The following is a 22,621-nucleotide window of genomic DNA, read 5'->3' on the forward strand; positions in this document are numbered from 1 at the left end:
ACCAACAAGATTGCTCGTTAACGCAAACTTAACCTCTCATTAATATTGAGGTAATACAGTCAGTCTACCTTTGTCGCATCAAAAAGACTATAAAAATTATGCGACAGTTTCTCACCACAGTTCTATTTTTTCTGTTATCCGGCTTCACTGCAATGCATGCGCAGACTGGCAGTATACAGGGGGCTATCAAAGACGCTAAAAACAGCGAAGAGCTTATCGGCGCAATCGTGAAAGTGCAGGGCACGGGGCTAGGTGCACCTTCTGATGCATTCGGCAACTTTCGCATTGACAATGTAAAAGAAGGTACTTATACCTTAGAGATAAACAGCCTTTCATACACGCCAAAGACAATTGCCAATGTTACCGTAACGGCGGGTAAAACAACTACGGTTGATGTGGCCATGGAACAGAGCATGTCGCAACTGTCGGAGGTAACTATAACAGCAAAAGGGAACAGAGAAACCGAGCAAATTCTATTTTTAGATCAGAAAAAAGCTGTCATAGCAACGCAGGCTATTGGAGCACAGGAAATTTCCAGAAAAGGTGTTAGCAATGCCGAGGGTGCGGTCACAAAGATTTCAGGCGTGTCCAAACGCGACGGCGTAAAGAACGTGTTCGTCCGCGGATTGGGCGATCGCTACAACACCACCACACTGAACGGCTTTGCCATCCCTTCTGAAGACCCTGAATTCAAGAATATGTCACTCGATTTTTTCACGAGCGATATGATTCAGTCGGTTAACGTGAACAAAGTGTTTACAGCCTCAATGAATGGTGATGTTGGGGGAGCGTTAATCAATATTAACTCGAAAGAACTTGTTAATGACAACGCACTTCAAATAGGGATTACAACAGGTATAAACAGCCAGGTTATAGGCAGTGACTTCTCACTGCCTGACGGAATGAACAAATTCGGTTACGCCTTTGCATCGAACGGTCCCGGAAGTCAAAGCGGTGAGCAATTTGTGAACAATTATGGATTTAACACTTCGCTTGACCCGATTCAGAAAACCCCTTTACTCAACACCGGCATCTCTGTTTCTGGTGGTACTACATTCTTAAATAAGCACCGCTTCTTTGTTGTCGGCGCCATGGACAACAAATATCATTACCAGGAAGGTGTTACCCGCTTGATTACGGCAACCAACCCCAAGAATCCATTCCGCGATTTCGATTATCAACAATCTTTCCGGAGCGCTTCACATATGCTGGCGGCTAATCTGGAGTTTAACCTGAACAAAAGCCAACTGCATTTCAACTCCCTATACCTGCACACGGCCACAGCTGCCTCCATGAATTTCTATGGCAAGGAAACAGAACTGTTTCAGGTAGCAGAGGATCATAATTCTGAAGGCCATATCAGACGCTTGCAAATCAATGACAATTCGGTTTTCATAAATCAGCTTATTTGGAACGGAAATTTAACCGACAGAATAACATATAATGTAGGAGCTGCGGTAAACCATGTGATTGGCCAGGAACCAGACCGCAGAATAGTGATGTTTCCTTCGATCGGAAACGGCATGGTACAACTGGGTGTGGGAGAAGGAAGAGCCCAACGGTTCAACAGTAACATAACAGAAACTGCTCTCCTCCCTAAAGCCAACCTGCAATACGCACTTTCAACAGATCCGGAAAGACTGTCTTACATTGAAGTCGGCTACGACAGCAGAATAAGCTCCAAGGACTTCTCGGCCCCTATCTATAACCTTATCTGGGCTGGAGGCCAAGGTACGGCCCCTACTTTCCCACTAAATGACATACGCCTTGATCCTGTTTTCAATCAGCAGAATTTAGCTAACGGCGCCTTCCGTATTGAGCAATTCTCGGATACTTACGATGTACAAAGAATGAACCATGGCGCATACGTTGACATGGTACACAAGATTGGCAACAAACTTACTTTAAATGCAGGTTTAAGAGCTGATGATGTTTATACTAAGATAAACTATCGAGTTAACCGTGGCGCTGACGTTGGCTCTAACACTATAGATGAATTCTTTTTATCTCCCAGCCTAAACACCAAATACGAGCTTAACGAGAAGAACCATATCAGAACAGGTATCAGCCGCACCTATACCCTGCCGCAGGATAAAGAGATATCGCCATTCATTTACCTTGGAATTGATGGAAACGAAAATGGCAACCCAAACCTGGAAGTCTCCACCAATTACAACTTCGACCTGAAGTGGGATCATTATCTGGCATCAGGCGATCAACTATCAGTTAACGCATTTTACAAGCACATTGTGGATCCAATCGCAAGGGTAGATCAGGGTAACTCAGCAGGTTTGAGAACCTATGACAACGTATCGGACCATGCAACTGCTGCCGGTCTTGAGGTGGAAGTAAGGAAGTCACTTCTGAACCTTGCCGAGAAACACCGTCTTAATGCCGGGTTAAATGCCTCTTACATCCATACAAGCGTAAACCTGGACCCGACATTCTTTGTGCAGAACACCACATCTACCCTCGAAGGCGCCGCGCCCTATATACTTAATGCGGATTTGACTTATAATCTGATAACTGAGAAAAATGTTAATGTAACGTCTGCACTGGTACTGAACTACTTGAGCGACAAAGTGCATACCATTGGTACAAGAGGTTTTAACAACCTGATTGAGGAACGCCTAACCACTTTAGACTTTATTACCGCAGTCGGGCTTAATGATCACCTGAAACTCTCTTTAAAAGCCAGAAACCTCTTGAACCCAGAATATAGGCTCACCAGAGAAGGTGCTGGCTCAGATAGAGATGCTGAAAGCGTGGTGATTCGCAGTTACAAAAGAGGCGCCTCATTCGACCTGGGCATATCCTATCAGTTTTAACAATTAGTTAACCTCTCGTTCACATTCAGTTGATACTCCATTTCTAATTTTGATTAAACAATAAAAAAAATGAAAAAGACACTCCTTTACCTGTACATGTTATTAATTCCGATGGTGTTGTTATCATGTAAAGATGATGACAACACTGAACCAGGCCCTGTTGCAAACAGTGAGCTGAGCGGTGATATTACTACAGATCTAACGCTAGACCCTAAAATCGAATACAAGCTAAAAGGGTCTTTGATTGTAGCTGAAGGTGGAAAACTCCGGATACCTGCTGGCACAGTTATCAAAGCTGACAAGGGCTTCGACAAGTACATCCTTGTTAAGCAAGGTGGCCAAATCTTCGTGAACGGAACGGCCGAAAAACCGGTAAGAATTACATCTGCAGCGGCTACTCCTAATCAAGGCGACTGGGGTGGTTTGATTATCAACGGTAGAGCGAGAATATCTGGCCCATCTGGTGTAGTTTCTACCAGCACTACGGAAGTAAACCCTGCTATCACCTATGGCGGCGACAACAACAATGACAACTCGGGTGTTCTGGAATATCTTATCTTAGAATACACCGGCGCAAAATCTTCAGCCGACATTGAGCATAATGGCCTGACGCTGAATGCCGTAGGAAGTGGCACCAGAATCGAGAACATTTACATCCCTTACGGAGCTGATGACGCTGTAGAGTGGTTTGGTGGTTCAGTAAGCGTTAAGAACCTGTTGGTGGTAGATTCTGATGACGATATGTTTGACGTGACACAGGGTTGGACTGGCACATTAGATAACGCTTATGGTGTTTGGAAGAGTGGTTATACAAGTACGGAAGCTGACCCGCGTGGTGCAGAGCTTGACGGCAACCTGGATGGTAATACTCCTGCTGATGTTAACCAATCTGATTTTATCTTAAAGAACATCACGATTGTAAACGAATCTACTTTCGAGATGCAAGATGCCGTAAAAGTGCGCAGAGGTGCTAAAGCTACTATTACCAACCTCCTTGTTAAAGGCGGTACTTGCACAGACCTTATCGATATGACCGATGGTAAAGGCAATGGAAATGCGGCTACTTCCATTGAGTATAAAAATGAAGGTATGACAGTTAAAGGTCAGGAAGTTAAAAACCCTGACAATGCTAACATCAGAACCAACGGTGCTATTACAGGTGCTAATACATCAGTTTTCAGCTGGACTGGCTATAATTTTAAATAAGTTTTAAAACACAATTAAGGGCTGTCGCAAATCTGGATTTGTGACAGCCTTTTCTTTTACTGGCTTATCTGTTTGAGTGGTTCAGTGAGCAACCAGACAAGCGTATGGAATGTGATTAAAGCACCAGTAGAAGCGCACCACAGCCTTATAGTTAAACTTAGTTAAGACGCCTGCCCTTTCCGGATAGGCTTTTTTTGTACCTGGTATACCTTCAGGACTGCCACATAGCGTCATTTCTTAACATTAACTTAACACAGTCATAACAGACGAGTAACATTGGCACCCGACCTTTGTGCCGTTGAAAATAAACAACATTCTAAATCAAGCGATTAGAGCGCTCTTAGATTCAACAAAAGCCTTCCCAAAGCGAGTAGACTCCGCGGCGGGGCCTGACTAAGGCTTCAGTAAATTATACTCACCCAAAAATGAAGGTAACAACCGTAACGCGTGCTATCCTCGCAGCAGGGCTAGCTACAGGCTTATTGTTCCCAAAAGAAACAAAGGCCCAGTCGACAGATTCTACCACTGTACAAAACACGCCGGTGGTTGTGCAGCAACCAGCCCCTGCGGCGACGCAGGATGCTCCAAAAAAGAAGGCCTGGTATGAAAGAATCTCGCTGCGTGGCTACGCGCAGGTACGCTACAACCGCCTCCTCGAAACCAACCCTAACCTCAAGTGCGACCAGTGCGACAAGTCCCTCGGCGAAGGTGGCGGCTTGTTCCTGCGCCGTGGCCGTCTGATCTTCAGCGGTGACGTGAGCGACCGTCTCTCGATTTACATCCAGCCTGACTTTGCTTCGTCGCCATCCTCTAACGCCCTGCACTTCTTACAGCTCCGCGACGCCTACTTTGACGTGTCGCTCGACAAGAACAAGGTATACCGCTTCCGTGTGGGCCAAAGTAAGATCCCGTACGGTTTTGAGAACCTGCAGTCGAGCAGCAACCGACTGGCGCTTGACCGAAACGACGGTTTGAACAGTGCCATAGCCAACGAGCGTGATCTGGGTATCTTCTTCTATTGGACGCCTGAGGCTATTCAGGAGCGCTTCGACATGCTGACGAGCGCAGGCTTAAAAGGCTCTGGCAATTATGGTGTGTTCGGCATTGGTATCTATAACGGGCAGACCGCCAATCGACCGGAGGCCAATAACACGCAGCACGTGGTTACCCGTTTCTCCTACCCATTGCTGGTAGGCAGCAAACAGATCATTGAGCCAGGCTTACAGGCCTACAAAGGCAAGTATGTGGTCACACCAGACCAGCTCTCCTCAGGTGTTACAGTGGCTGAGAATTATCTAAAAGATGGATTTGATGACGAACGCATCGCTGCAACACTGGTGGTATACCCACAGCCGTTTGGTTTTCAGGCAGAGTACAATGTAGGCCGTGGACCTGAGTTTAACCCGGAGACCAATGCCATTGAAGTGAAAGGCCTGCATGGTGGTTATGCGCAGGCCATGTACCGTAAAGAGGTAGGTTCGCAAGTGATCATACCTTTCGTGAAGGTGCAGCATTATGAAGGTGGCAAAAAGCACGAGCGTGATGCACCGAGCTACAGCGTGTATGAAACCGAGATCGGCGTAGAATGGCTTGTGCACAAGAGTGTGGAGCTAACGGCCGACTACAGCATCGGCGACCGCACCATCCGCAATGCCCAGAACTTCAACAACAGCCAGCACGGCAGCCGCCTACGACTACAGGCGCAGTTCAACTTCTAAGCTCGGGGCGCTATACCTTAGATGCTATACTTATATCGCCGCTGGTTCTCAGGAGCCGGCGGTTTTTTTCTGTTATACCTTGCCCGACTATGCTCTCGCGAATCACCTCTACCTATCACCCTGACTCTCCCATACCTTAATTCTTAACAAATTCGTAATATGGCCATAACCTTCAGGTAATACTAGAGCGGTTATTTTGTAGCGTGATTTAGGAACAGCACCAATGGCCTGACTAACCATTACAGTTCCGGGAGTACACAAGAAAAAAGCGGCTTAGACTACCGCGACTTAACTACAAACAATTGCATGGCATTAGCTTAATTCTCACCTTAACTAATACAGCACGTGAACCACAACCTCAAAGGGACCCTTTTGGTACTCTTATTCAGCTGCCTCTATACCTTCAGCACTCAAGCCCAGACCGTTAACAACAGTAAGTTTGGCAAAGGCCTGCATTTCATCGCGGCTGATTCTTCCTTTAGCCTGAAGCTCGGCGCCCGCTTTCAGCTGCTTTACCAGGGCGGACTAAACCCTGCCACCAACGAGTGGGATGACCGCTTCCTGGTCCGTAGGGCACGCCTGAAGTTCGACGGCTTTGCTTATTCTCCAAGATTAGAATACAAGATTGAGCTCGGTCTGAGCAACAGCGACATCGGCAGCGACGTGCCCGATGTGACGAACAATGCCGACAACATCATATTGGACGCTGTGGCCAAATGGCACCTCACCCCGAACCTGCAACTGTGGGTGGGCCAGACCAAATTGCCTGGCAACCGTGAGCGTGTGGTCTCATCACAGAAACTCCAGTTCGTGGACCGAAGCTTGCTCAACTCCCGTTTCAACCTCGACCGCGACGCTGGTCTGCAGCTACACCATGAGCACCAGCTGGGGCAGGTGGTATTCCGTGAAATCGGATCGATCTCAATGGGTGAAGGCCGGGACATCACCGTGAATAATACAGGCGGTTACGACTATACAGGTAGGCTTGAGATACTGCCATTCGGTGCATTTGAAGGTGACGGCGATTATGTGGGTAGCGACATAGAGCGGGAGCAAACGCCCAAGTTATCACTAGCCGCTTCGTATGACTTCAACAGCAACGCCGTGCGGGAGCAAGCGCAGCTCGGCGACTTCCTGAGCGACACACGTGACCTGCACACTTGGTTTGTAGACGCCATGTTCAAGTACCGCGGTTTCTCGGCCATGGGTGAATACGCAAACCGAAAGGCCCCTAGCGGTCCTGTAGTGGTTCGCGATGAGCTGGGTAGTGTGCAGGAAACTTTTGTGACAGGCAGCGCCCTGAATTTGCAGGCAGGCTACCTATTCCCGAGTAACTGGGAAGTGGCAGGCCGCTACACCGACTTCACACCGACAGCCGAAACAGGATTACGAAATCAGGACCAGTATACCTTAGGCGTGTCTAAATATATTGTCGGGCACTCACTTAAAGTACAGAGTGATCTGACGCTGATACAGGAAGCTGGCCGCGAAGACCGAACCCAATTCAGGCTGCAAATGGAATTAGCCTTGTAAAAAACTACCTGATTACCAAATCAGTATACCTGCATTACACAGTACAATTCAACATAAACCAACCAATTAGACGCATCACATAACCCCAAACTCGAATTGTATGCTACAACTTAGCTTCTCCCGATTTAAACTTAGTACAGCCCTGCTACTGGGTGCCTCGCTTGCCATAACATCTTGCGGTGGCAATAGCCAGGAAGGCGGCAGCGACCTGGCAGGCTCTATCCAGATCGACGGATCATCAACAGTATATCCTGTGACAGAAGCAGTGGCCGAAGAGTACCGCGCCGAGGCTCCTGACGTGAAAGTGACCGTGGGCGTATCGGGCACAGGCGGCGGCATGAAGAAATTCACCCGCGGCGAGATTGACATCGTGAACGCCTCCCGCGCCATGAACGCTTCCGAAGCGCAGACTGCAAGCGAAAACGGCATTTCGTATGTGCAGCTTTCGGTGGCCTACGACGGCCTCACAGTGGTTGTGCACCCAACTAATGATTGGGCACAGGACATCACTGTGGCTGAACTGAAGAAAATTTGGGAGCCGGAAGCACAGGGCACAATCAAGCGCTGGAACCAGATTCGTCCGGAGTGGCCTGACCAGGAGATTCACCTCTATGGAGCAGGCGTAGAGTCTGGCACCTACGACTACTTCACTGAAGCCATTGTGGGCAAGAGCCACTCCAGCCGCGGTGACTATACTGCCAGCGAAGACGATAACGTGCTGGTGCAGGGCGTGTCTACCGACCCGCTGGCGCTGGGCTTCTTTGGCTATGCTTACTACGAAGAGAATAAGAGCAAGCTGAAAGCTATACCTGTAAACGACGAAAACGACAGCAATGGCGCAGGCGCTATTCTGCCATCGCTGGAGACTGTGAAAGATGGTTCTTACGCCCCGCTTTCCCGTCCGCTGTTCTTGTATGTTAGCTCCAAAGCCATCGACAAACCGGAAGTAGTGGATTTCATCAACTTCTACCTCGAAAACGCGGGTGAACTGGCGCAGGAAGTGGGTTATATCGCCCTGCCGGATGACATCTACAACGAGCAAAAACAGAAGTTCGAGCAATTTGTAAAGGGTGCTGCCACCGCCACCAACCAGCAATAATTTCCTGAAACAACCAGCGCAGGTATAGCCCGCGAAAACAAAAGCTATACCTGCGCTTCAATCAAACGCACCTTGAGAGTACAGGAGAAAATTATCGAAGGCTTGCTCTGGCTGTCGGCCGCCATCACCATCCTGATCACAGTCAGCATTATCTGGGTATTGCTCTCGGAGTCGGTGCTGTTCTTCAGCGAAGTGTCCATTGTACGCTTCCTGACAGAGAAAGAATGGACGCCGCTGTTTGCCGAGAAAAAGTTCGGAATCATGCCCCTTGTGGCGGGTACTTTCCTGACTACCGTCATAGCCATCGCGGTGGCGCTGCCCATCGGCCTCACCATCGCCATTTACCTGAACGAGTATGCCAATGCCCGTTTCAAAACCTTTATCAAGCCCTTGCTGGAAGTACTGGCTACTATACCTACCGTCGTGTATGGCTTCTTCGCCCTGACCGTAGTCACGCCTTTCCTGCAAAGTTTTATACCCGGTCTGGCGGGTTTCAACGCCCTGTCGGCAGGTATAGTCATGGGCATTATGATCATCCCGATGATTTCCTCGCTGAGTGAAGACGCCATCAGTGCCGTGCCCCGCTCTCTGCGTGAAGCCGCCTATGGCATGGGCTCTACCCGACTGCAAACCGCCTTTGGGGTGATGGTCCCAGCTGCTTCGTCAGGTATACTGGTGTCGGTGATTCTGGCCATTTCGAGAGCGGTAGGCGAGACTATGATCGTGGCCATTGCGGCAGGTCAGCAACCACGCCTCACACTCAATCCGCTGGTGCCCATTGAGACGATTACCACCTACATTGTGCAGGTGAGTTTGGGCGACGTACCTCACGGTTCGCTGGAGTACCGCACCATTTTCGCGGCAGGCATGACGCTGTTTGTGTTCACGTTTCTGCTGAACAACCTCAGCTTCTGGATCAAAAAGAAATATCAGGAAAAGTATGACTAACTCCGAGAAAAACCGCCTCAAAGACAAGGCCTTTCAGGTGTTCGGCATCTTCTGTACCTTCATCGGGCTGGTGGTGCTGGCCATCTTCCTGATCGACATTGTGATAGAAGGTATAGGCCGCATTGACTGGGACTTCCTGACCAGCCTGCCATCCCGCCGTGCTGCCCGCGCAGGTATACTTACCGCCTGGGCAGGTACCCTCTGGATCCTGGTGCTATCCGCTCTGATTGCCTTCCCGCTAGGTATAGCCGCTGGCGTGTACCTCGAGGAGTACGCCAAAAAGACGAAGCTTTCGAATTTCCTTGAGATTAACATTGCCAACCTCGCAGGCGTACCGTCCATCATCTATGGTTTGCTGGGTCTGGAGCTTTTTGTGCGCATCATGAACTTAGGCGGCATTTTGCTGGCAGGGGCTCTTACCCTTTCCTTGCTGATTCTCCCTATCATCATCGTGACGACCCGCGAAGCCATCAAAGCCGTGCCGCGAACGATCCGTGACGGTTCGTTTGCACTGGGTGCTTCAAAGTGGCAGACGGTTTGGTATCAGGTGCTGCCGGCTTCGTTTGGCGGCATCCTCACCGGGGTGATTCTGGCACTCTCACGGGCGGTGGGCGAAGCGGCACCGCTTATCGTCATCGGTGCACTGGCCTACGTGCCGTTCGTGCCTAGTTCGCCAATGGATGAGTTCACGGTGCTGCCGATTCAGATATTTAACTGGACTTCCCGTCCGCAGGCAGCCTTCCTGACCAATGCGGCGGCGGCCATTATCATTCTCCTATTGATTACCTTTTTGCTCAACGGCATTGCGGTATACCTGCGCCACCGTCAGCAAAAGAAAATAAAATGGTAAGTTTTCACCCATGACCAAAAAATACAGCAAGTTAGAAGCCATTAACCTAGATGCCTACTACGGCGACTTTCATGCGCTCAAAGGCATCAACATTGCCATGGAGGAAAAGGCCGTGACTGCCTTCATCGGTCCGTCAGGCTGTGGCAAGTCCACGTTCCTGCGCACCTTCAACCGCATGAACGACTACATTGACGGCTTCCGCATAGAAGGGCAGATTCTGCTCGACGGCCGCGACATTTACGACAAGGACATTCGGGTGGATGAGCTCCGCAAGGAAATCGGCATGGTATTTCAGAAGCCTAACCCTTTCCCAAAAACCATTTACGAAAATGTGGTCTACGGTCTCAGAATTCAAGGCATAAAAGACAAAGCCTTATTGCAGGAAACCTGCGAAAAATCCCTGCAGCAAGCCGCCCTTTGGAACGAAGTAAAAGACAAGCTCGACAAATCGGCACTGGCGCTTTCAGGTGGTCAGCAACAGCGCTTGTGCATTGCCCGCGCCCTGGCCATACAGCCTTCGGTGATTCTGATGGACGAGCCCGCCTCCGCCCTCGACCCGATTTCTACCGCTAAAATCGAAGACCTGATCTATGAGTTGAAGAAAGATTACACGATCGTGATTGTGACGCACAACATGCAACAGGCTGGCCGTGTGAGCGATCATACCGCTTTCTTCTACATGGGCGAGTTGGTGGAGTACGCCAAAACCAAAACCATGTTCACGAGTCCGAAAGATACCCGCACGCAGAACTACATTACGGGCCGATTCGGTTAAGCATTCCTATACCTGATTCACGTATAAAAAAGTCTCACTCAAAATAAACGATACACGAATGCCTCATATAGATGTAGAACTCGAACGCCTGCGGGAAAAATTGCTGGAGATGTGGGACTTGGTGGAACACCAGCTAACCAGCGGGCGCGAAGCCGTGATGAACGCCGACCATGAACTGTCGCAGCGCATTATCAAGCTTGAGCGCAAAGTCAACAGCTTCGACCTCAAGATAGACCGTATGTGCGAGAACTTTTTCGCCCTGTTCACACCCGTAGCGGTGGACCTGCGCACTGTGCTGGCCATTCTTAAAATTAACACTAACCTGGAGCGTATCGGCGACACCGCCGAAGGGATGGCCCGCTTCGCCTGCAAACTCGACCGCCCCTTTGACCCTGAGTTGGTAGAGCTGACTAATGTGATGGTGATGTATGACGAAGCCTTAGTGATGTTCAGCGAGTGCCGTACCGCCTTCAAGAGCGAGGACCCTAAACTGGCCAAGCAAGTCATCAAGCGCGACAAGGCCCTGAACAAAATATACCGCAAATCCGACGTGGTGATAGGCAAATACCTACAAAACAACCCCGACCGGATTCCCGAAGGCTTAGCCCTCCTCTCCATTATTAAGAAGCTTGAAAGAGTAGGCGACCAGGTAACAAACATGGCTGAGGAAATCATCTTCTACCGTGAAGCGAAGGTGGTGAAGCACCGCAAGAAGAAAAAAAAGAAGGAGTAGTTGAATTGATAAATTGTTGATTGCTTAATTGTTGGTTTGTGGAAAAAATTATCTATTGAAACGAACAGCCTGAATTCAATCCCTTTCTGTCATTTCGACCTACGGGAGAAATCTGGATTGGCAATCTTAATACTCCAGATTTTTCCCGTAGGTCGAGAAGACATAGTATAAATGCTTTTCCCCGCTCCAGCCCGCTATACCTATACCCCCAACCCCCACTTTAGCAATTATACAATTTGTGTCGTACCTTTGCGCAAAATTACGAAGGTGCTGTTCAAAGAAGTCATATACTTAATGCAGAAGGATTTCCTGCTGGAGTGGCGGCAGAAGTATGCTTTCAACGGCATGCTGCTCTACGTCAGTAGCACGGTGTTCGTCTGCTACCTCAGCTTCGGGCTCCGCTCGAATGCCCTGCAAGTGCCCGTCTGGAATGCCCTGTTCTGGATCATCCTGCTGTTCACCTCAGTCAATGCCATTGCCAAAAGCTTTATGCAGGAGAACCGCGGGCGACTGCTCTACTTCTACTCCATAGTGAGTCCGCAAGGTATAATCCTGGCCAAGATTCTTTACAACGCCTGCCTTATGCTGGTACTGGCGCTGATTTGCTTCGTTTTCTACGCCTTTGTGCTAGGCAATCCGGTAGAGGACATGCCGATGTTTTTGCTCAGCATTCTGCTCGGAGCTATTGGCTTTTCAACTTCGCTCACCATGATCTCAGGTATAGCCTCCAAGGCTGCCAACAGTAGCACGCTCATGGCGGTGCTAAGCTTCCCTGTGATTGTGCCCATGCTGCTGATGCTGATTAAAATGTCCAAAAATGCTATGGATGGATTGGAGCGGGCTGCCAGCCTCGACGAACTACTTACTTTGCTTGCCATAAACATGATCGTTGTCACTGTTTCTTATATTTTGTTCCCGTACCTTTGGCGTTCGTAAGGTATAGCCCGAATACCCAGGTATAGCTGACACAAAAAAAAGCGTAACTAACAGACACAACGAAAATTAAACACAGTTCAGGTGCAGGTTTGCGACAAATTGAGCGGCAGAACTGTTAAGTATAAAAATGCAAAATGGACCAAAGCAAACGCTAAGGCCCATCATTAATAAGAGAAGAAGGAACATGAAGAAGAACTGGTGGAAAATACTGACTGTGCTGCTGCTGGTGTTTACCGTGGCGGTGGGTATGCTGTCGGATGTTCCCCGACTGGCCATCCTCAACGAAACTATCCGCAATCTATACTTCCACGTGCCGATGTGGTTCGGCATGATTCTGATCCTGCTGGTTTCAGTGTGGTACTCTATTAAATACCTGCGCAAGCCGAGCATCAAAAATGACATCATCGCGCACGAAGCCGCTAAAGTAGGTATACTGTTCGGTGTACTAGGCATCGTGACAGGTATGGAATGGGCGAAGTTTACGTGGGGTGAGTACTGGAGCAACGACCCAAAACAGAACGGTGCGGCTATCGGACTGCTCATTTACTTTGCATACCTCGTGCTGCGCAGCTCTTTTGCCGAGCAGCAGCAACGTGCCCGTATCAGTGCTGTATACAACATCTTCGCATTCGCAGCCCTTATCCCATTACTGTTCATCCTGCCCCGCCTTACGGACTCCCTTCACCCGGGCAATGGCGGCAATCCCGGCTTTAATGCCTACGACCTGGACAGCAGTCTTCGCGTAGTGTTTTACCCTGCTGTGCTGGGCTGGACACTGCTGGGCATCTGGATTGTGAACGTGAAATCAAGATTTGAATTACTGAGACAACGATTATATGAAAATGTTTAGAATACTGGCCACTTGCCTTTTTATGCTGGGCATGCTGCTGGCCTTTGATCCGGCCATGGCTCAGGACCAGATGGTAGAGTTCTCTTCGGCTCCACAGCAAAACATCGAGATGGCCGACGCCCTGCGTCAGGATGGGAAAATATACGTGGTGGTAGCCGTGTTGCTCACTGTGTTGGCTGGCGTGCTGTTCTACCTGATTGCCCTCGACCGCAAAGTAGGCCGCCTGGAAAAACAGCTGAAAGACGAGTACGTGAACCGCTAATTTCTTTTTTCCCGACTAGAGCAAAAAATGATAAATATCCCTATTTGCGATGGATTTAAAACATCTTATCGTGTGTTAGGCTAACAGAAACAGAATATCTATAATCAGATAAAGATGAAAAAGTCACACATCATCGGCATTATCGTTATCGCCATGGCCATTGGCATTATCATGACCACGGCAGGCGACGCGAGCACCTATGTTTCATTTGGCGATGCCATTGAGCTGGCTAAAGACGGTAACTCCACTAAAGTGCACGTGGTAGGCCGCCTTAAGAAAGATGACCAAGGCCACATCGTGGGCATGCAGTACGACCCGATGATCGACCCGAATTATTTTGCATTTACCCTTGTGGACACCAACCGCTTTGAACAGCGTGTGGTTTACTTCAACCCCAAACCACAGGATTTCGAGCGTTCTGAGCAAGTAGTGATTACGGGCAACATGCAAAACGAAGTATTCGTGGCCGACAAGATTCTCCTTAAGTGCCCATCTAAGTACACGGAGAACGAAATTCAAACCAACACCGCAGGACTATAAGTAAGTTAAAATTGAGAGCGAAGCGTGATAACTTCTCATACCTAGCTCTTCAACTTTCTAACTTTCTACCTTTTTAACTTTCTAACTCATCAAGATGATTAATACGCTAATCGGAGACTTTGGCCACGCGAGTGTGATTGTGGCTTTTGTAGCGGCCATTGTAGCCTCCTATGCTTATTTTATGGCCGCGCGCCAGAAAACCGAAGATAGCGGCGATACCACTTGGCGCAAACTGGCACGTGGTGCCTTTTATGTGCACGCGATAGCGGTCGTGGCCATTATCTTCAGCCTTTTCAACATCATTTACGAGCACCGCTACGAGTACTATTACGCTTGGAGCCACTCGTCTAATCACCTGCCGGTGCACTACATGATCTCCTGTTTCTGGGAAGGTCAGGAAGGTTCATTCCTGCTCTGGATGTTCTGGCACGTGGCCCTGGGCGTGGTGCTGATGAACGCCGGCAAGAAAAACAAACAATGGGAAGCGCCTGTGATGGCCATCTTCTCGTTCGTGCAGATCTTCATCTCTTCCATGATTCTGGGTGTGGTGATCGGTGATTTCAAGCTGGGCTCCTCCCCTTTCATTCTCATGCGCGATTTCATGGCCGACGCTCCGGTGTTTGCCATGGACCCGAACTTTAAGCCAGCTGACGGCACTGGACTGAACCCGCTGCTGCAGAACTACTGGATGGTGATTCACCCTCCGACCCTGTTCTTAGGCTATGCCGCGTCGCTTGTACCTTTTGCTTTTGCCATCGCCGGTCTTTGGAAAGGCAAGTTCAGTGAGTGGATTCGTCCTGCATTGCCATGGTCGCACTTCGCGGCCGTGACGCTAGGTATTGGTATCATGATGGGTGCTTACTGGGCCTACGAAACACTGAACTTCGGCGGTTACTGGAACTGGGACCCGGTGGAGAACGCAGTATACATTCCGTGGCTCGTGCTGGTAGGCGGTATCCATACGATGATTGCCTATCGCCGCAGCAAGCAAGGTCTGCGCGCTACGTTCATCCTGGTAATCACCTCCTTTGTCCTCATTCTCTACGCAACTTTCTTGACACGAAGCGGTATTCTGGGCAATGCCTCCGTACACTCCTTCACCGACTTGGGTCTGTCAGGTCAGCTGTTCACCTACATGATGGCTTTCACAGTATTGGCCATCGGACTGCTGGTATACAACTGGAAAAAAATACCGACAACAGAGAAAGAGCTCTCTACTTATAGTGCGGAGTTCTGGGTATTCATTGGAGCTGCCGTGCTTTGTCTGGCCGCCTTCCAGGTACTCGTAACGACTTCTATACCTGTTTATAATTCCTTCCTTGGCTTTATAGGCATAGAGTCTAATGCCGCCCTTCCTGCCGATCAGATTGCACACTACACCAAGTTCCAGTTGTGGGCCGGTGTAGCCATCGCAATCCTGACAGGTATAGGCCAGCTGCTGTGGTGGAAAAAAGCGAATAAGAAGAGCTTTAAAGATGCTATCACCATGCCGATTATGCTGACTTTATTATTTGCCAGCCTGGTGATCATCCTGTCTAACAAGTTTGACGTCTTTACTTTCAAGCTTGATAACCCGGTTTACATTCTACTGTTCGTAGTCTCGCTCTTCGCAGTGTTTGCCAACTTTAGCATCATACTTGGCTTGTTGCAGAAGAAAGTAACACTTTCTGGTGGTGCCGTGGCGCACATAGGCATAGCGCTGATGTTGATTGGTATTCTGTTCTCTTCAGGCTACTCAAACATCATCTCACAGAACAACTCTGGCATGCTCTACTCGCGTGAGTTCCCGGATGAGATTAACCGCGACAATGTGCTCCTTTGGCGCAACACTCCTGTGCAGATGGACCGCTTCAAGGTGAGCTACCATGGCCAGTTTCAGGAAGTAAAAGGAGTGCCGGGTTATGTAAACAAGGAGCTCCTGTATCAGACAGACGACATGTATACGGCTATCGCTCGTGGTAATATTCAGGTGAAGGACAAGGTGTACTTCCAAACAGGCGATACATTGGAACTTGTTTCTCCGGAGAACACTTACTACGAAGTGAGCTACGAAAGCGACAAAGAGAACTTTGTGCTATACCCAAGAGCACAGGTAAACCCAAATATGGGTCTGCTCGCTTCGCCTGACATCAAGCACTTCGCTGGCAAGGACTTGTACACCCACGTATCTACTGTGCCAGACCCGAACGAAGAAAAGGACTGGGGCGAACTGCAGGAGTATGAACTTTCCGCTGGCGACACCATCGTAATCAACGACTATATCGCAGTATTCAACGGCATTGAGCAGATCGAGCAGGTGCCGGGCGTACAGTTAGCCGAGGGTGACGTAGCCGTGCAAGCCGCCATGAAAATCATGGGCGAGCGCAAAAATTACCATGCCCACCCTGTGCTGATGATCAAGGACCAGATGATGGGCCGCGTACCGGAAGTCATTGAAGACCTGGGTATACGCATCACCTTCCTGAACATCGACACTGAGAATCACCGCTTCAAGATCGGCGTAAACGTAACACAAAAGGACTACATCATTCTGAAAGCAATGGAGAAACCGTTCGTGAACATTCTCTGGATCGGCACTATCATCATGTCTATCGGCTTTGTGATGGCGATTGTTCGTCGTAATAAAGAAGGTAATGGTGGTGAGGGGAAAACGCTGAAAGTGAAGGAAGAGCGGAAGGCACAGGTGGCGTAAGCTGTTGAATTATGTTAGATTTGTAAGGCAGGCTTTGTATAAAGGCCTGCCTTATTTTGTTTACATGGCCAAACTATGCAAAACTTGATATAAATTATATCAGATGCTTACCTTTTAGTCACTCTAATGACCAGCATAGATAAACTATACCTCAAACCTGTTGGTGGACTTTGTAACAGAATGCGGGCCATTGACTCTGCCGTTGCCTTGGCTGGAGGGCTTGGGAAACGGCTCGTCGTACTCTGGAGTAGGGACCGATGGCTGAACTGCACCTATAGTGACTTATTTAAGTTATCGTCAAACTTCGATGTTATAGAAGAAAGACAGTGGTTAGGCAAGAAAGCTTTGTTTCCTTATTTGCCAGGTTCTAGACCATCAAGTTTAGGCAAAAAAAGTCTGTATGCACTAACTAAGATTGTACTTAATATTAATTCAGAAATCTGGTATGAGAACATAGAGGGAGCATTAGCTAAGCTCGATTCAGCTATACAGCCTGAAAATATACAAAGTATGAGGGTATATGAGGAAAAGTCATTTACACATATTAGCCCTATATTAGACGTTCTACAGACAAAAGGAAGTGCTTTTGTATGTTCTGCCTGGAAGTTATCTGCGGGCCAAAATTATGTAGAGAACTTTCCCCCTATTGATAAACTTGATAGACAAATAGCGAAACTGAGCAACCACTTTTCAAATACGGTAGGAGTACACATACGCCGCACTGACCACACAATAGCCACCAAATACAGTTCTCTACAGAAGTTCATCAGTGCGATGGATCATGAAGTTGCAAAAAGTAACGTAAACTTTTTCTTAGCCACAGATTGTACAGCAGCGGAACAAGAGTTGCTAAGGAGATATCCGAATAGAATAATTGCCTTCCCCAAAAGCAGCTATGACAGAAATTCAGTTCAAGGCATACAGGAAGCCTTGGTTGATTTATATTGTCTTTCTAATACTAGAAAAATATTGGGGTCCTATTACAGCTCTTTCTCACAGGTGGCTGCAGAGATTTCAGGTGTGGAAGAAGTTACAATCAACTAGGAGAGATATGGCATCTTTTTTCTTTAAGACACTTAAGCGTAAAATGAACAGTGCCTTCTACGTGGCATTACGCCTTTTCAACTATTACCCCTTCTTTTCTTACCTACATGGCCGTGGCGAAAAAATCAATCTGACTGAGGAGTATGAACTTGAATTTACCGAAAACGAGAAGGCATTTTTAAAGGCTTGCGCTGCGTCTTACAACTATTTTGAGTCTGATTTTGCTTTAGGGCATAGGCAAAAAGAGCTTTCTATCTTCAAGTTGAAAAATGTTACCTTTTTAAGCCACACCGGCACCGTTATACTTAATAACAAACTGATTGTGGAATCAGCCTCAAGTGTAACCAGACTCACAGAAACCAAAGCTTTCAGAGACTTCAGTTTACTATACCCACACGCTTATCGCGACGGAGTATATACTACTATCCAACACAGCCATTGGGCTGACAATAATATTTCGCACTGGCTGATAGATTGTCTGCCGCGTGTTTATATAATATCACAATTAGTAAAAGAGCCGGTCACACTTCTGATGTGGAGTGGAGCGCCAACTTATCAGAAGCAAATGCTGAAATATTTGTTGCAAGATTACCCCCATATAAAAATCAGGTATATCAATAAGCATCACAAAATCAAAATAACTAACTTTTACCTACCATCTTTTGTAGCTGCGACGTTTAGTGCATACTTGCCGCCAGAAGTTAGTCAGTGGTTGAGGGAAAGACTCTGGAATTGTTACGGAATTAAACGAGACAATCCTAAAAAGCGTGTTTATGTCAGCCGCTCTAAAGCGAGTCTCCGCCGCATCTTAAATGAGTTGGAACTAACACAACTTTTAGTAGGGTTCGGTTTTGAAACTATTTGGGCCGAAGATTTAGACTACAAGTCCCAGATTCAACTATTTTATGATGCCGAAGCCATTATTTCCTCCCACGGAGCTGGCCTAACCAATATCCTCTTTTCTGAGAAATGCTGCGTCTTAGAATTCCATCCCGCAACAATCATGAAGGCCCATTACATGCTGCTGTGCAAAGGCTTGGGCTTTGAATATACCCCGATTATCGGCTCTCAAGGAGATGACTTCGAGTGTTACACAGTACCTTTGCCAAAAGTAGCGCAATGGCTTGATATGAACTTTAAACCAAACACATGAGAACAGCGCTAATCGGAGCGGGTAACGTAGCCTGGCACTTAGGGAGCGCACTGCAGACGGCGGGACATGAGGTGGCGGCAGTGTACAGCCCTACTGCGGCTACCCGTGATGCTCTGGCCAGTAAGCTGGCTCCGGCAGTTGCAACAGGCTCCTTAGACATGCGAACTATTAACGCTGAGCTGTTTTTAGTTGCAGTGCCTGATGCGGCGCTGGCTTCAGTAGCGGCGCAGTTGCAGGTGCCCGCGGGCGCTATCATAGCTCATACCTCTGGATCGCAGCCGCTGGAGGCGCTGCAAGGCATAGCTGGTGCACAGGCAGGTGTATTTTATCCATTGCAGACTTTTTCTAAGTCCAAAGCAGTAGATTTTAAGGCTATACCCCTTCTTTTGGAAGCAACACAGCCCACAACATTGCAAGTCCTGCAACAGGTAGCAAATAGCATATCTGGGAAGGTATACGAGGTGGGCTCCGGGAAGCGCAAACAGCTCCACCTGGCTGCAGTATTTGCCTGCAACTTTACAAATCACTTGCTAGGCATAAGCCGGGAGCTGCTCCAACAAGCAGACTTGCCCGATACGCTGCTCCAGCCCCTCATACAGGAAACCATCGCCAAGGCCACGCAACAGCACCCTTTCGATGTGCAGACAGGGCCAGCAGTGCGTCACGATCAGAATGTGATAGAAGAGCACCTGAGGCAGCTGCAAGACCAGCCGCTTTACCAGCAGGTATACCAACTGCTCACCCAAAGCATTCAGGTTCAGCACCCTAAGGAGTAATCCTGTAACCTATTCAGCGGTCAGGCTGTTTTATTCGAAGAAGGTATAAAGCGCCCGGCTTTGAATCGGGGGGCGGGTTTCATAACTTTGCACCTTAAATAGAAAAACAGATGAAAGTTGTAAATATAACCTTTAAGTTTAGCGATGGCTCGCCCGACCAGGTTCACCCGGCGGTGGAAGGCGAGTCGGTGCTGGACGTGGCCCTGAATAACGACATCAAACTGCAGCACAACTGCGGCGGCGTATGTGGCTGCAGCACCTGTCACGTATATATTGAATCGGGCATGGACGACCTGCCTGAGATTACTGACAAAGAAGAGGATTACATTGACCGTGCCGTGGACCCGCGCATCAACTCCCGCCTGGGTTGCCAATGTGTGGTGCAGGGCAACGAAGATGTTGTCGTAACTATACCGCCGCAAGACTTCCTGGGCCACTAATTAGCCACCCATCACAGGGCAAAACCGCCTATTACATAACCGAACATCCAAATAACTGATAAACACATGGATAAGAATTATGAACCGCCAATTCACTGGAATGACTACGAGGACATAGCCATGGCTCTGTACGAGAAGTTTGGCGATGACTTCAACGAGTCAAAGATATACCGCGTTCGTTTTACCGAATTGCTTGACTGGGTACTTTCGCTGCCGAATTTTGTTGGCAAGCGAGAAGAATCTAACGAAGGCCACCTGGAGCAGATTCAGGCAGCTTGGGTATACGAGTGGCGCGACAACCAGGATTAAGCTGATATTCAGCCCTGAAAAATTCGTTATATTAAATTAAATCTATATTTTTAAAGGTCCTTTCACCAGAAAGGGCCTTTTTCTTTTATCCTATGTCCATCACACAACCAGATCTTAGCTGCATCAACACCTTCATTTTTGATGTAGACGGTGTACTTACAGACGGTTTCCTCTATGTATTCGCCGACGGCGAGAAAGTTCGTGCCTTTAATATCAAAGACGGTTTTGCCATTAAACACGCCATACGTCAAGGGTACAATGTAGCTATTATCTCCGCAAAGAACGAGCCCGGAGTGCGCGTACGGCTTGAAGAACTTGAAATCGAAGATATTTTTCTGGGAACTGACGACAAAGTGGAAGCGCTGGAAAACTACCTGTACATGCAGGGTATACACCCCGCCACAGTAGCGTATATGGGCGATGACATGCCAGACCTGGAGGCTATGCAGCGGTGCGGCTTGAGAGCCTGTCCTGCTGATGCAGCAGATGACATACGCGATGTCTGCACATTCATTTCAACTAAAGATGGTGGTAAAGGTGCTGTGCGTGAACTGATTGAAAAAATTATGAAGGTGCAGGATACTTGGTAAGCACATTATACTTTTCTTTAATCAAATAGCAAATTTCTTTTACATAAATATTTGCATATATATAATTATTTTTTAATCTTACAGACAGTTTATTTAAAAATTATTTATTTTCATTTTTATGAAGACAGGAAAAGTAAAGTTCTTTATTGAGTCAAAAGGCTTCGGGTTCATCACCGAAGACGAAACAAATGAGGATTTCTTCGTGCACGTGACAGGCCTGAACGGCCTGCAGATCCAGCAGCATGACAGAGTAGCTTTCGATACGCAAGAAGGCAAAAAAGGAATCAATGCGGTAAACGTACAGAGAATCTGATTCTACTCTACACCGCAAAGAAAACCCCTTCCTGCAAGGGGTTTTTTTATGCCCTTTGTTTGCAGTGCCACATGCCGGCTTTAACTTTGCTGCCGTTATACCTGTTATCCTGTCTTGAAAGAATTTCTGTCTCTGGTCCGTTTTCCCAACCTCCTGCTCATCATCTTGAGCCAGGCGCTGGTACAGGCTAGTTTACTGAGTGCAGGTATAAACTTTTCAGGTATAGCCACGTCAGGCTTCCTGCTGCTTACACTCTCGACGGTATGCATTGCCGCAGCCGGCTACATCATCAACGATTATTACGATATCAAAATCGACGCCATCAATAAGCCAGACCGTGTGGTAGTCGGGAAGAGCATACGGCGCCGACCAGCCATGTTCACACATATGGTGCTTTCATTTATAGGGATAGCACTCGGCTTCTGGCTCTCGATTCCGGTAGGTCTTATTAATTTGGGGGCTGTCCTGTTACTCTGGGGCTACTCGGCACGCTTCAAAAAAATGCCACTTGTAGGCAATGTCGTCGTCGCGCTTCTAGGTGCCTCCATGCTCCTGCTGGTAGCAGTGTATGCGGGTAAACTTAACAACATTACGATCAGCTATGCAGTGTTTGCTTTTATGATCTCGCTTATCCGGGAGATCATAAAAGACATGGAAGATGTGCGGGGCGATGCTTCTTTTGACTGCCGGACACTACCAATTGTGCTGGGTATACGACGAGCCAAATATGTGCTATACCCAATCATCGCACTTTTCCAGGCTTTCCTGCTTCTGGTTATCCTCCACCCCGTCACAGGTATAGGCTTTGATGTATACATGCTGCTGCTTGTGCTCCTTCCAAGTATCTGGATGACGGTAAAGCTGGTACGGGCTGACCGCAAGCGTGACTTCACATACCTGAGCAACCTGGGCAAGTTCATCATGCTGACCGGCATCCTGTCCATGCTTTTGATCAATTAGACTAGGTTCTCCTTCCAGCCATACCCAGGCATCCTCTTAAGGCAGCAGATTGTCAGCCGCTTAGGT

At 48.2% G+C, this 22,621-nt stretch carries 22 protein-coding genes; all 22 read left to right on the forward strand.

The genetic code is table 11. The annotated features are described in order from the left end of the window. Nucleotides 1-98: 98 nt before the first annotated feature. On the forward strand, nucleotides 99-2,828 hold the full coding sequence (locus AC5FXQ_RS10510) for a TonB-dependent receptor (RefSeq protein WP_493602390.1): 2,730 nt from the start codon (nucleotides 99-101) through the stop codon (nucleotides 2,826-2,828). A 69-nt stretch (nucleotides 2,829-2,897) separates the two neighbouring features. Continuing rightward, nucleotides 2,898-4,034, forward strand: coding sequence for a beta-helix domain-containing protein (locus AC5FXQ_RS10515; RefSeq protein WP_493602391.1), 1,137 nt, complete (start codon nucleotides 2,898-2,900; stop codon nucleotides 4,032-4,034). 425 nt (nucleotides 4,035-4,459) lie between these two features. Next, nucleotides 4,460-5,752 (forward strand): porin, encoded by a 1,293-nt coding sequence (locus tag AC5FXQ_RS10520; protein ID WP_493602392.1) that lies wholly within the window; start codon nucleotides 4,460-4,462, stop codon nucleotides 5,750-5,752. A 345-nt stretch (nucleotides 5,753-6,097) separates the two neighbouring features. After that, entirely contained in the window at nucleotides 6,098-7,285 is a 1,188-nt protein-coding gene (locus AC5FXQ_RS10525; protein ID WP_493602393.1) for a porin, read from the forward strand. Nucleotides 7,286-7,385: 100 nt separating this feature from the next. After that, nucleotides 7,386-8,384 carry a PstS family phosphate ABC transporter substrate-binding protein gene (locus AC5FXQ_RS10530; RefSeq protein WP_493602394.1) on the forward strand — a complete coding sequence of 333 codons (999 nt, stop codon included), beginning with the start codon at nucleotides 7,386-7,388 and terminating at the stop codon, nucleotides 8,382-8,384. Between the two features lie 72 nt (nucleotides 8,385-8,456). After that, on the forward strand, nucleotides 8,457-9,332 hold the full coding sequence (gene pstC, locus AC5FXQ_RS10535; RefSeq protein ID WP_076420999.1) for a phosphate ABC transporter permease subunit PstC: 876 nt from the start codon (nucleotides 8,457-8,459) through the stop codon (nucleotides 9,330-9,332). Continuing rightward, nucleotides 9,325-10,182, forward strand: coding sequence for a phosphate ABC transporter permease PstA (gene pstA / locus AC5FXQ_RS10540; RefSeq protein ID WP_493602395.1), 858 nt, complete (start codon nucleotides 9,325-9,327; stop codon nucleotides 10,180-10,182). Before pstC ends, pstA begins: the two co-directional genes overlap by 8 nt. A 10-nt stretch (nucleotides 10,183-10,192) precedes the next feature. Further along, nucleotides 10,193-10,957, forward strand: a complete 765-nt coding sequence (pstB, locus tag AC5FXQ_RS10545; RefSeq protein WP_493602396.1) for a phosphate ABC transporter ATP-binding protein PstB — start codon at nucleotides 10,193-10,195, stop codon at nucleotides 10,955-10,957. A 58-nt stretch (nucleotides 10,958-11,015) separates the two neighbouring features. Further along, a complete protein-coding gene (gene phoU / locus AC5FXQ_RS10550; RefSeq protein ID WP_493602397.1) occupies nucleotides 11,016-11,690 on the forward strand; it encodes a phosphate signaling complex protein PhoU in 675 nt (224 codons plus the stop codon). 294 nt (nucleotides 11,691-11,984) lie between these two features. Continuing rightward, nucleotides 11,985-12,626 carry a heme exporter protein CcmB gene (locus AC5FXQ_RS10555; protein WP_493602509.1) on the forward strand — a complete coding sequence of 214 codons (642 nt, stop codon included), beginning with the start codon at nucleotides 11,985-11,987 and terminating at the stop codon, nucleotides 12,624-12,626. Between the two features lie 184 nt (nucleotides 12,627-12,810). Then, entirely contained in the window at nucleotides 12,811-13,476 is a 666-nt protein-coding gene (ccsA, locus tag AC5FXQ_RS10560) for a cytochrome c biogenesis protein CcsA (RefSeq protein WP_493602398.1), read from the forward strand. Next, a complete protein-coding gene (locus AC5FXQ_RS10565) occupies nucleotides 13,463-13,738 on the forward strand; it encodes a CcmD family protein (RefSeq protein WP_493602399.1) in 276 nt (91 codons plus the stop codon). Before ccsA (AC5FXQ_RS10560) ends, AC5FXQ_RS10565 begins: the two co-directional genes overlap by 14 nt. Nucleotides 13,739-13,852: 114 nt before the next feature. Then, nucleotides 13,853-14,278, forward strand: coding sequence for a cytochrome c maturation protein CcmE domain-containing protein (locus AC5FXQ_RS10570; RefSeq protein WP_493602400.1), 426 nt, complete (start codon nucleotides 13,853-13,855; stop codon nucleotides 14,276-14,278). Between the two features lie 94 nt (nucleotides 14,279-14,372). Further along, nucleotides 14,373-16,970 (forward strand): cytochrome c biogenesis protein CcsA, encoded by a 2,598-nt coding sequence (ccsA, locus tag AC5FXQ_RS10575; protein WP_493602401.1) that lies wholly within the window; start codon nucleotides 14,373-14,375, stop codon nucleotides 16,968-16,970. A 126-nt stretch (nucleotides 16,971-17,096) separates the two neighbouring features. Further along, the gene (locus AC5FXQ_RS10580) at nucleotides 17,097-18,014 is read left to right on the forward strand and encodes an O-fucosyltransferase family protein (RefSeq protein WP_493602402.1); all 918 of its coding nucleotides are present in this window, start codon (nucleotides 17,097-17,099) and stop codon (nucleotides 18,012-18,014) included. 7 nt (nucleotides 18,015-18,021) lie between these two features. After that, nucleotides 18,022-19,167, forward strand: a complete 1,146-nt coding sequence (locus AC5FXQ_RS10585) for a glycosyltransferase family 61 protein (protein ID WP_493602403.1) — start codon at nucleotides 18,022-18,024, stop codon at nucleotides 19,165-19,167. After that, nucleotides 19,164-19,943: a Rossmann-like and DUF2520 domain-containing protein gene (locus AC5FXQ_RS10590; RefSeq protein WP_493602404.1), complete on the forward strand. Its 780-nt coding sequence runs from the start codon at nucleotides 19,164-19,166 to the stop codon at nucleotides 19,941-19,943. The genes AC5FXQ_RS10585 and AC5FXQ_RS10590 overlap by 4 nt, the downstream gene beginning before the upstream one ends. Before the next feature lie 110 nt (nucleotides 19,944-20,053). Next, nucleotides 20,054-20,383, forward strand: coding sequence for a 2Fe-2S iron-sulfur cluster-binding protein (locus AC5FXQ_RS10595; RefSeq protein WP_007652363.1), 330 nt, complete (start codon nucleotides 20,054-20,056; stop codon nucleotides 20,381-20,383). A gap of 66 nt (nucleotides 20,384-20,449) precedes the next feature. Next, nucleotides 20,450-20,692 carry a Fe-S cluster assembly protein IscX gene (gene iscX, locus AC5FXQ_RS10600; protein ID WP_007652365.1) on the forward strand — a complete coding sequence of 81 codons (243 nt, stop codon included), beginning with the start codon at nucleotides 20,450-20,452 and terminating at the stop codon, nucleotides 20,690-20,692. 92 nt (nucleotides 20,693-20,784) lie between these two features. Continuing rightward, nucleotides 20,785-21,282 (forward strand): KdsC family phosphatase, encoded by a 498-nt coding sequence (locus tag AC5FXQ_RS10605; RefSeq protein ID WP_493602405.1) that lies wholly within the window; start codon nucleotides 20,785-20,787, stop codon nucleotides 21,280-21,282. 118 nt (nucleotides 21,283-21,400) lie between these two features. Beyond that, complete coding sequence (locus AC5FXQ_RS10610) at nucleotides 21,401-21,595, forward strand: cold-shock protein (RefSeq protein WP_007652369.1); 195 nt, start codon at nucleotides 21,401-21,403, stop codon at nucleotides 21,593-21,595. Between the two features lie 114 nt (nucleotides 21,596-21,709). Further along, nucleotides 21,710-22,555 (forward strand): geranylgeranylglycerol-phosphate geranylgeranyltransferase, encoded by an 846-nt coding sequence (locus AC5FXQ_RS10615; protein ID WP_493602406.1) that lies wholly within the window; start codon nucleotides 21,710-21,712, stop codon nucleotides 22,553-22,555. Nucleotides 22,556-22,621: the final 66 nt, after the last annotated feature.

Source organism: Pontibacter sp. LHS1 (assembly GCF_058932855.1).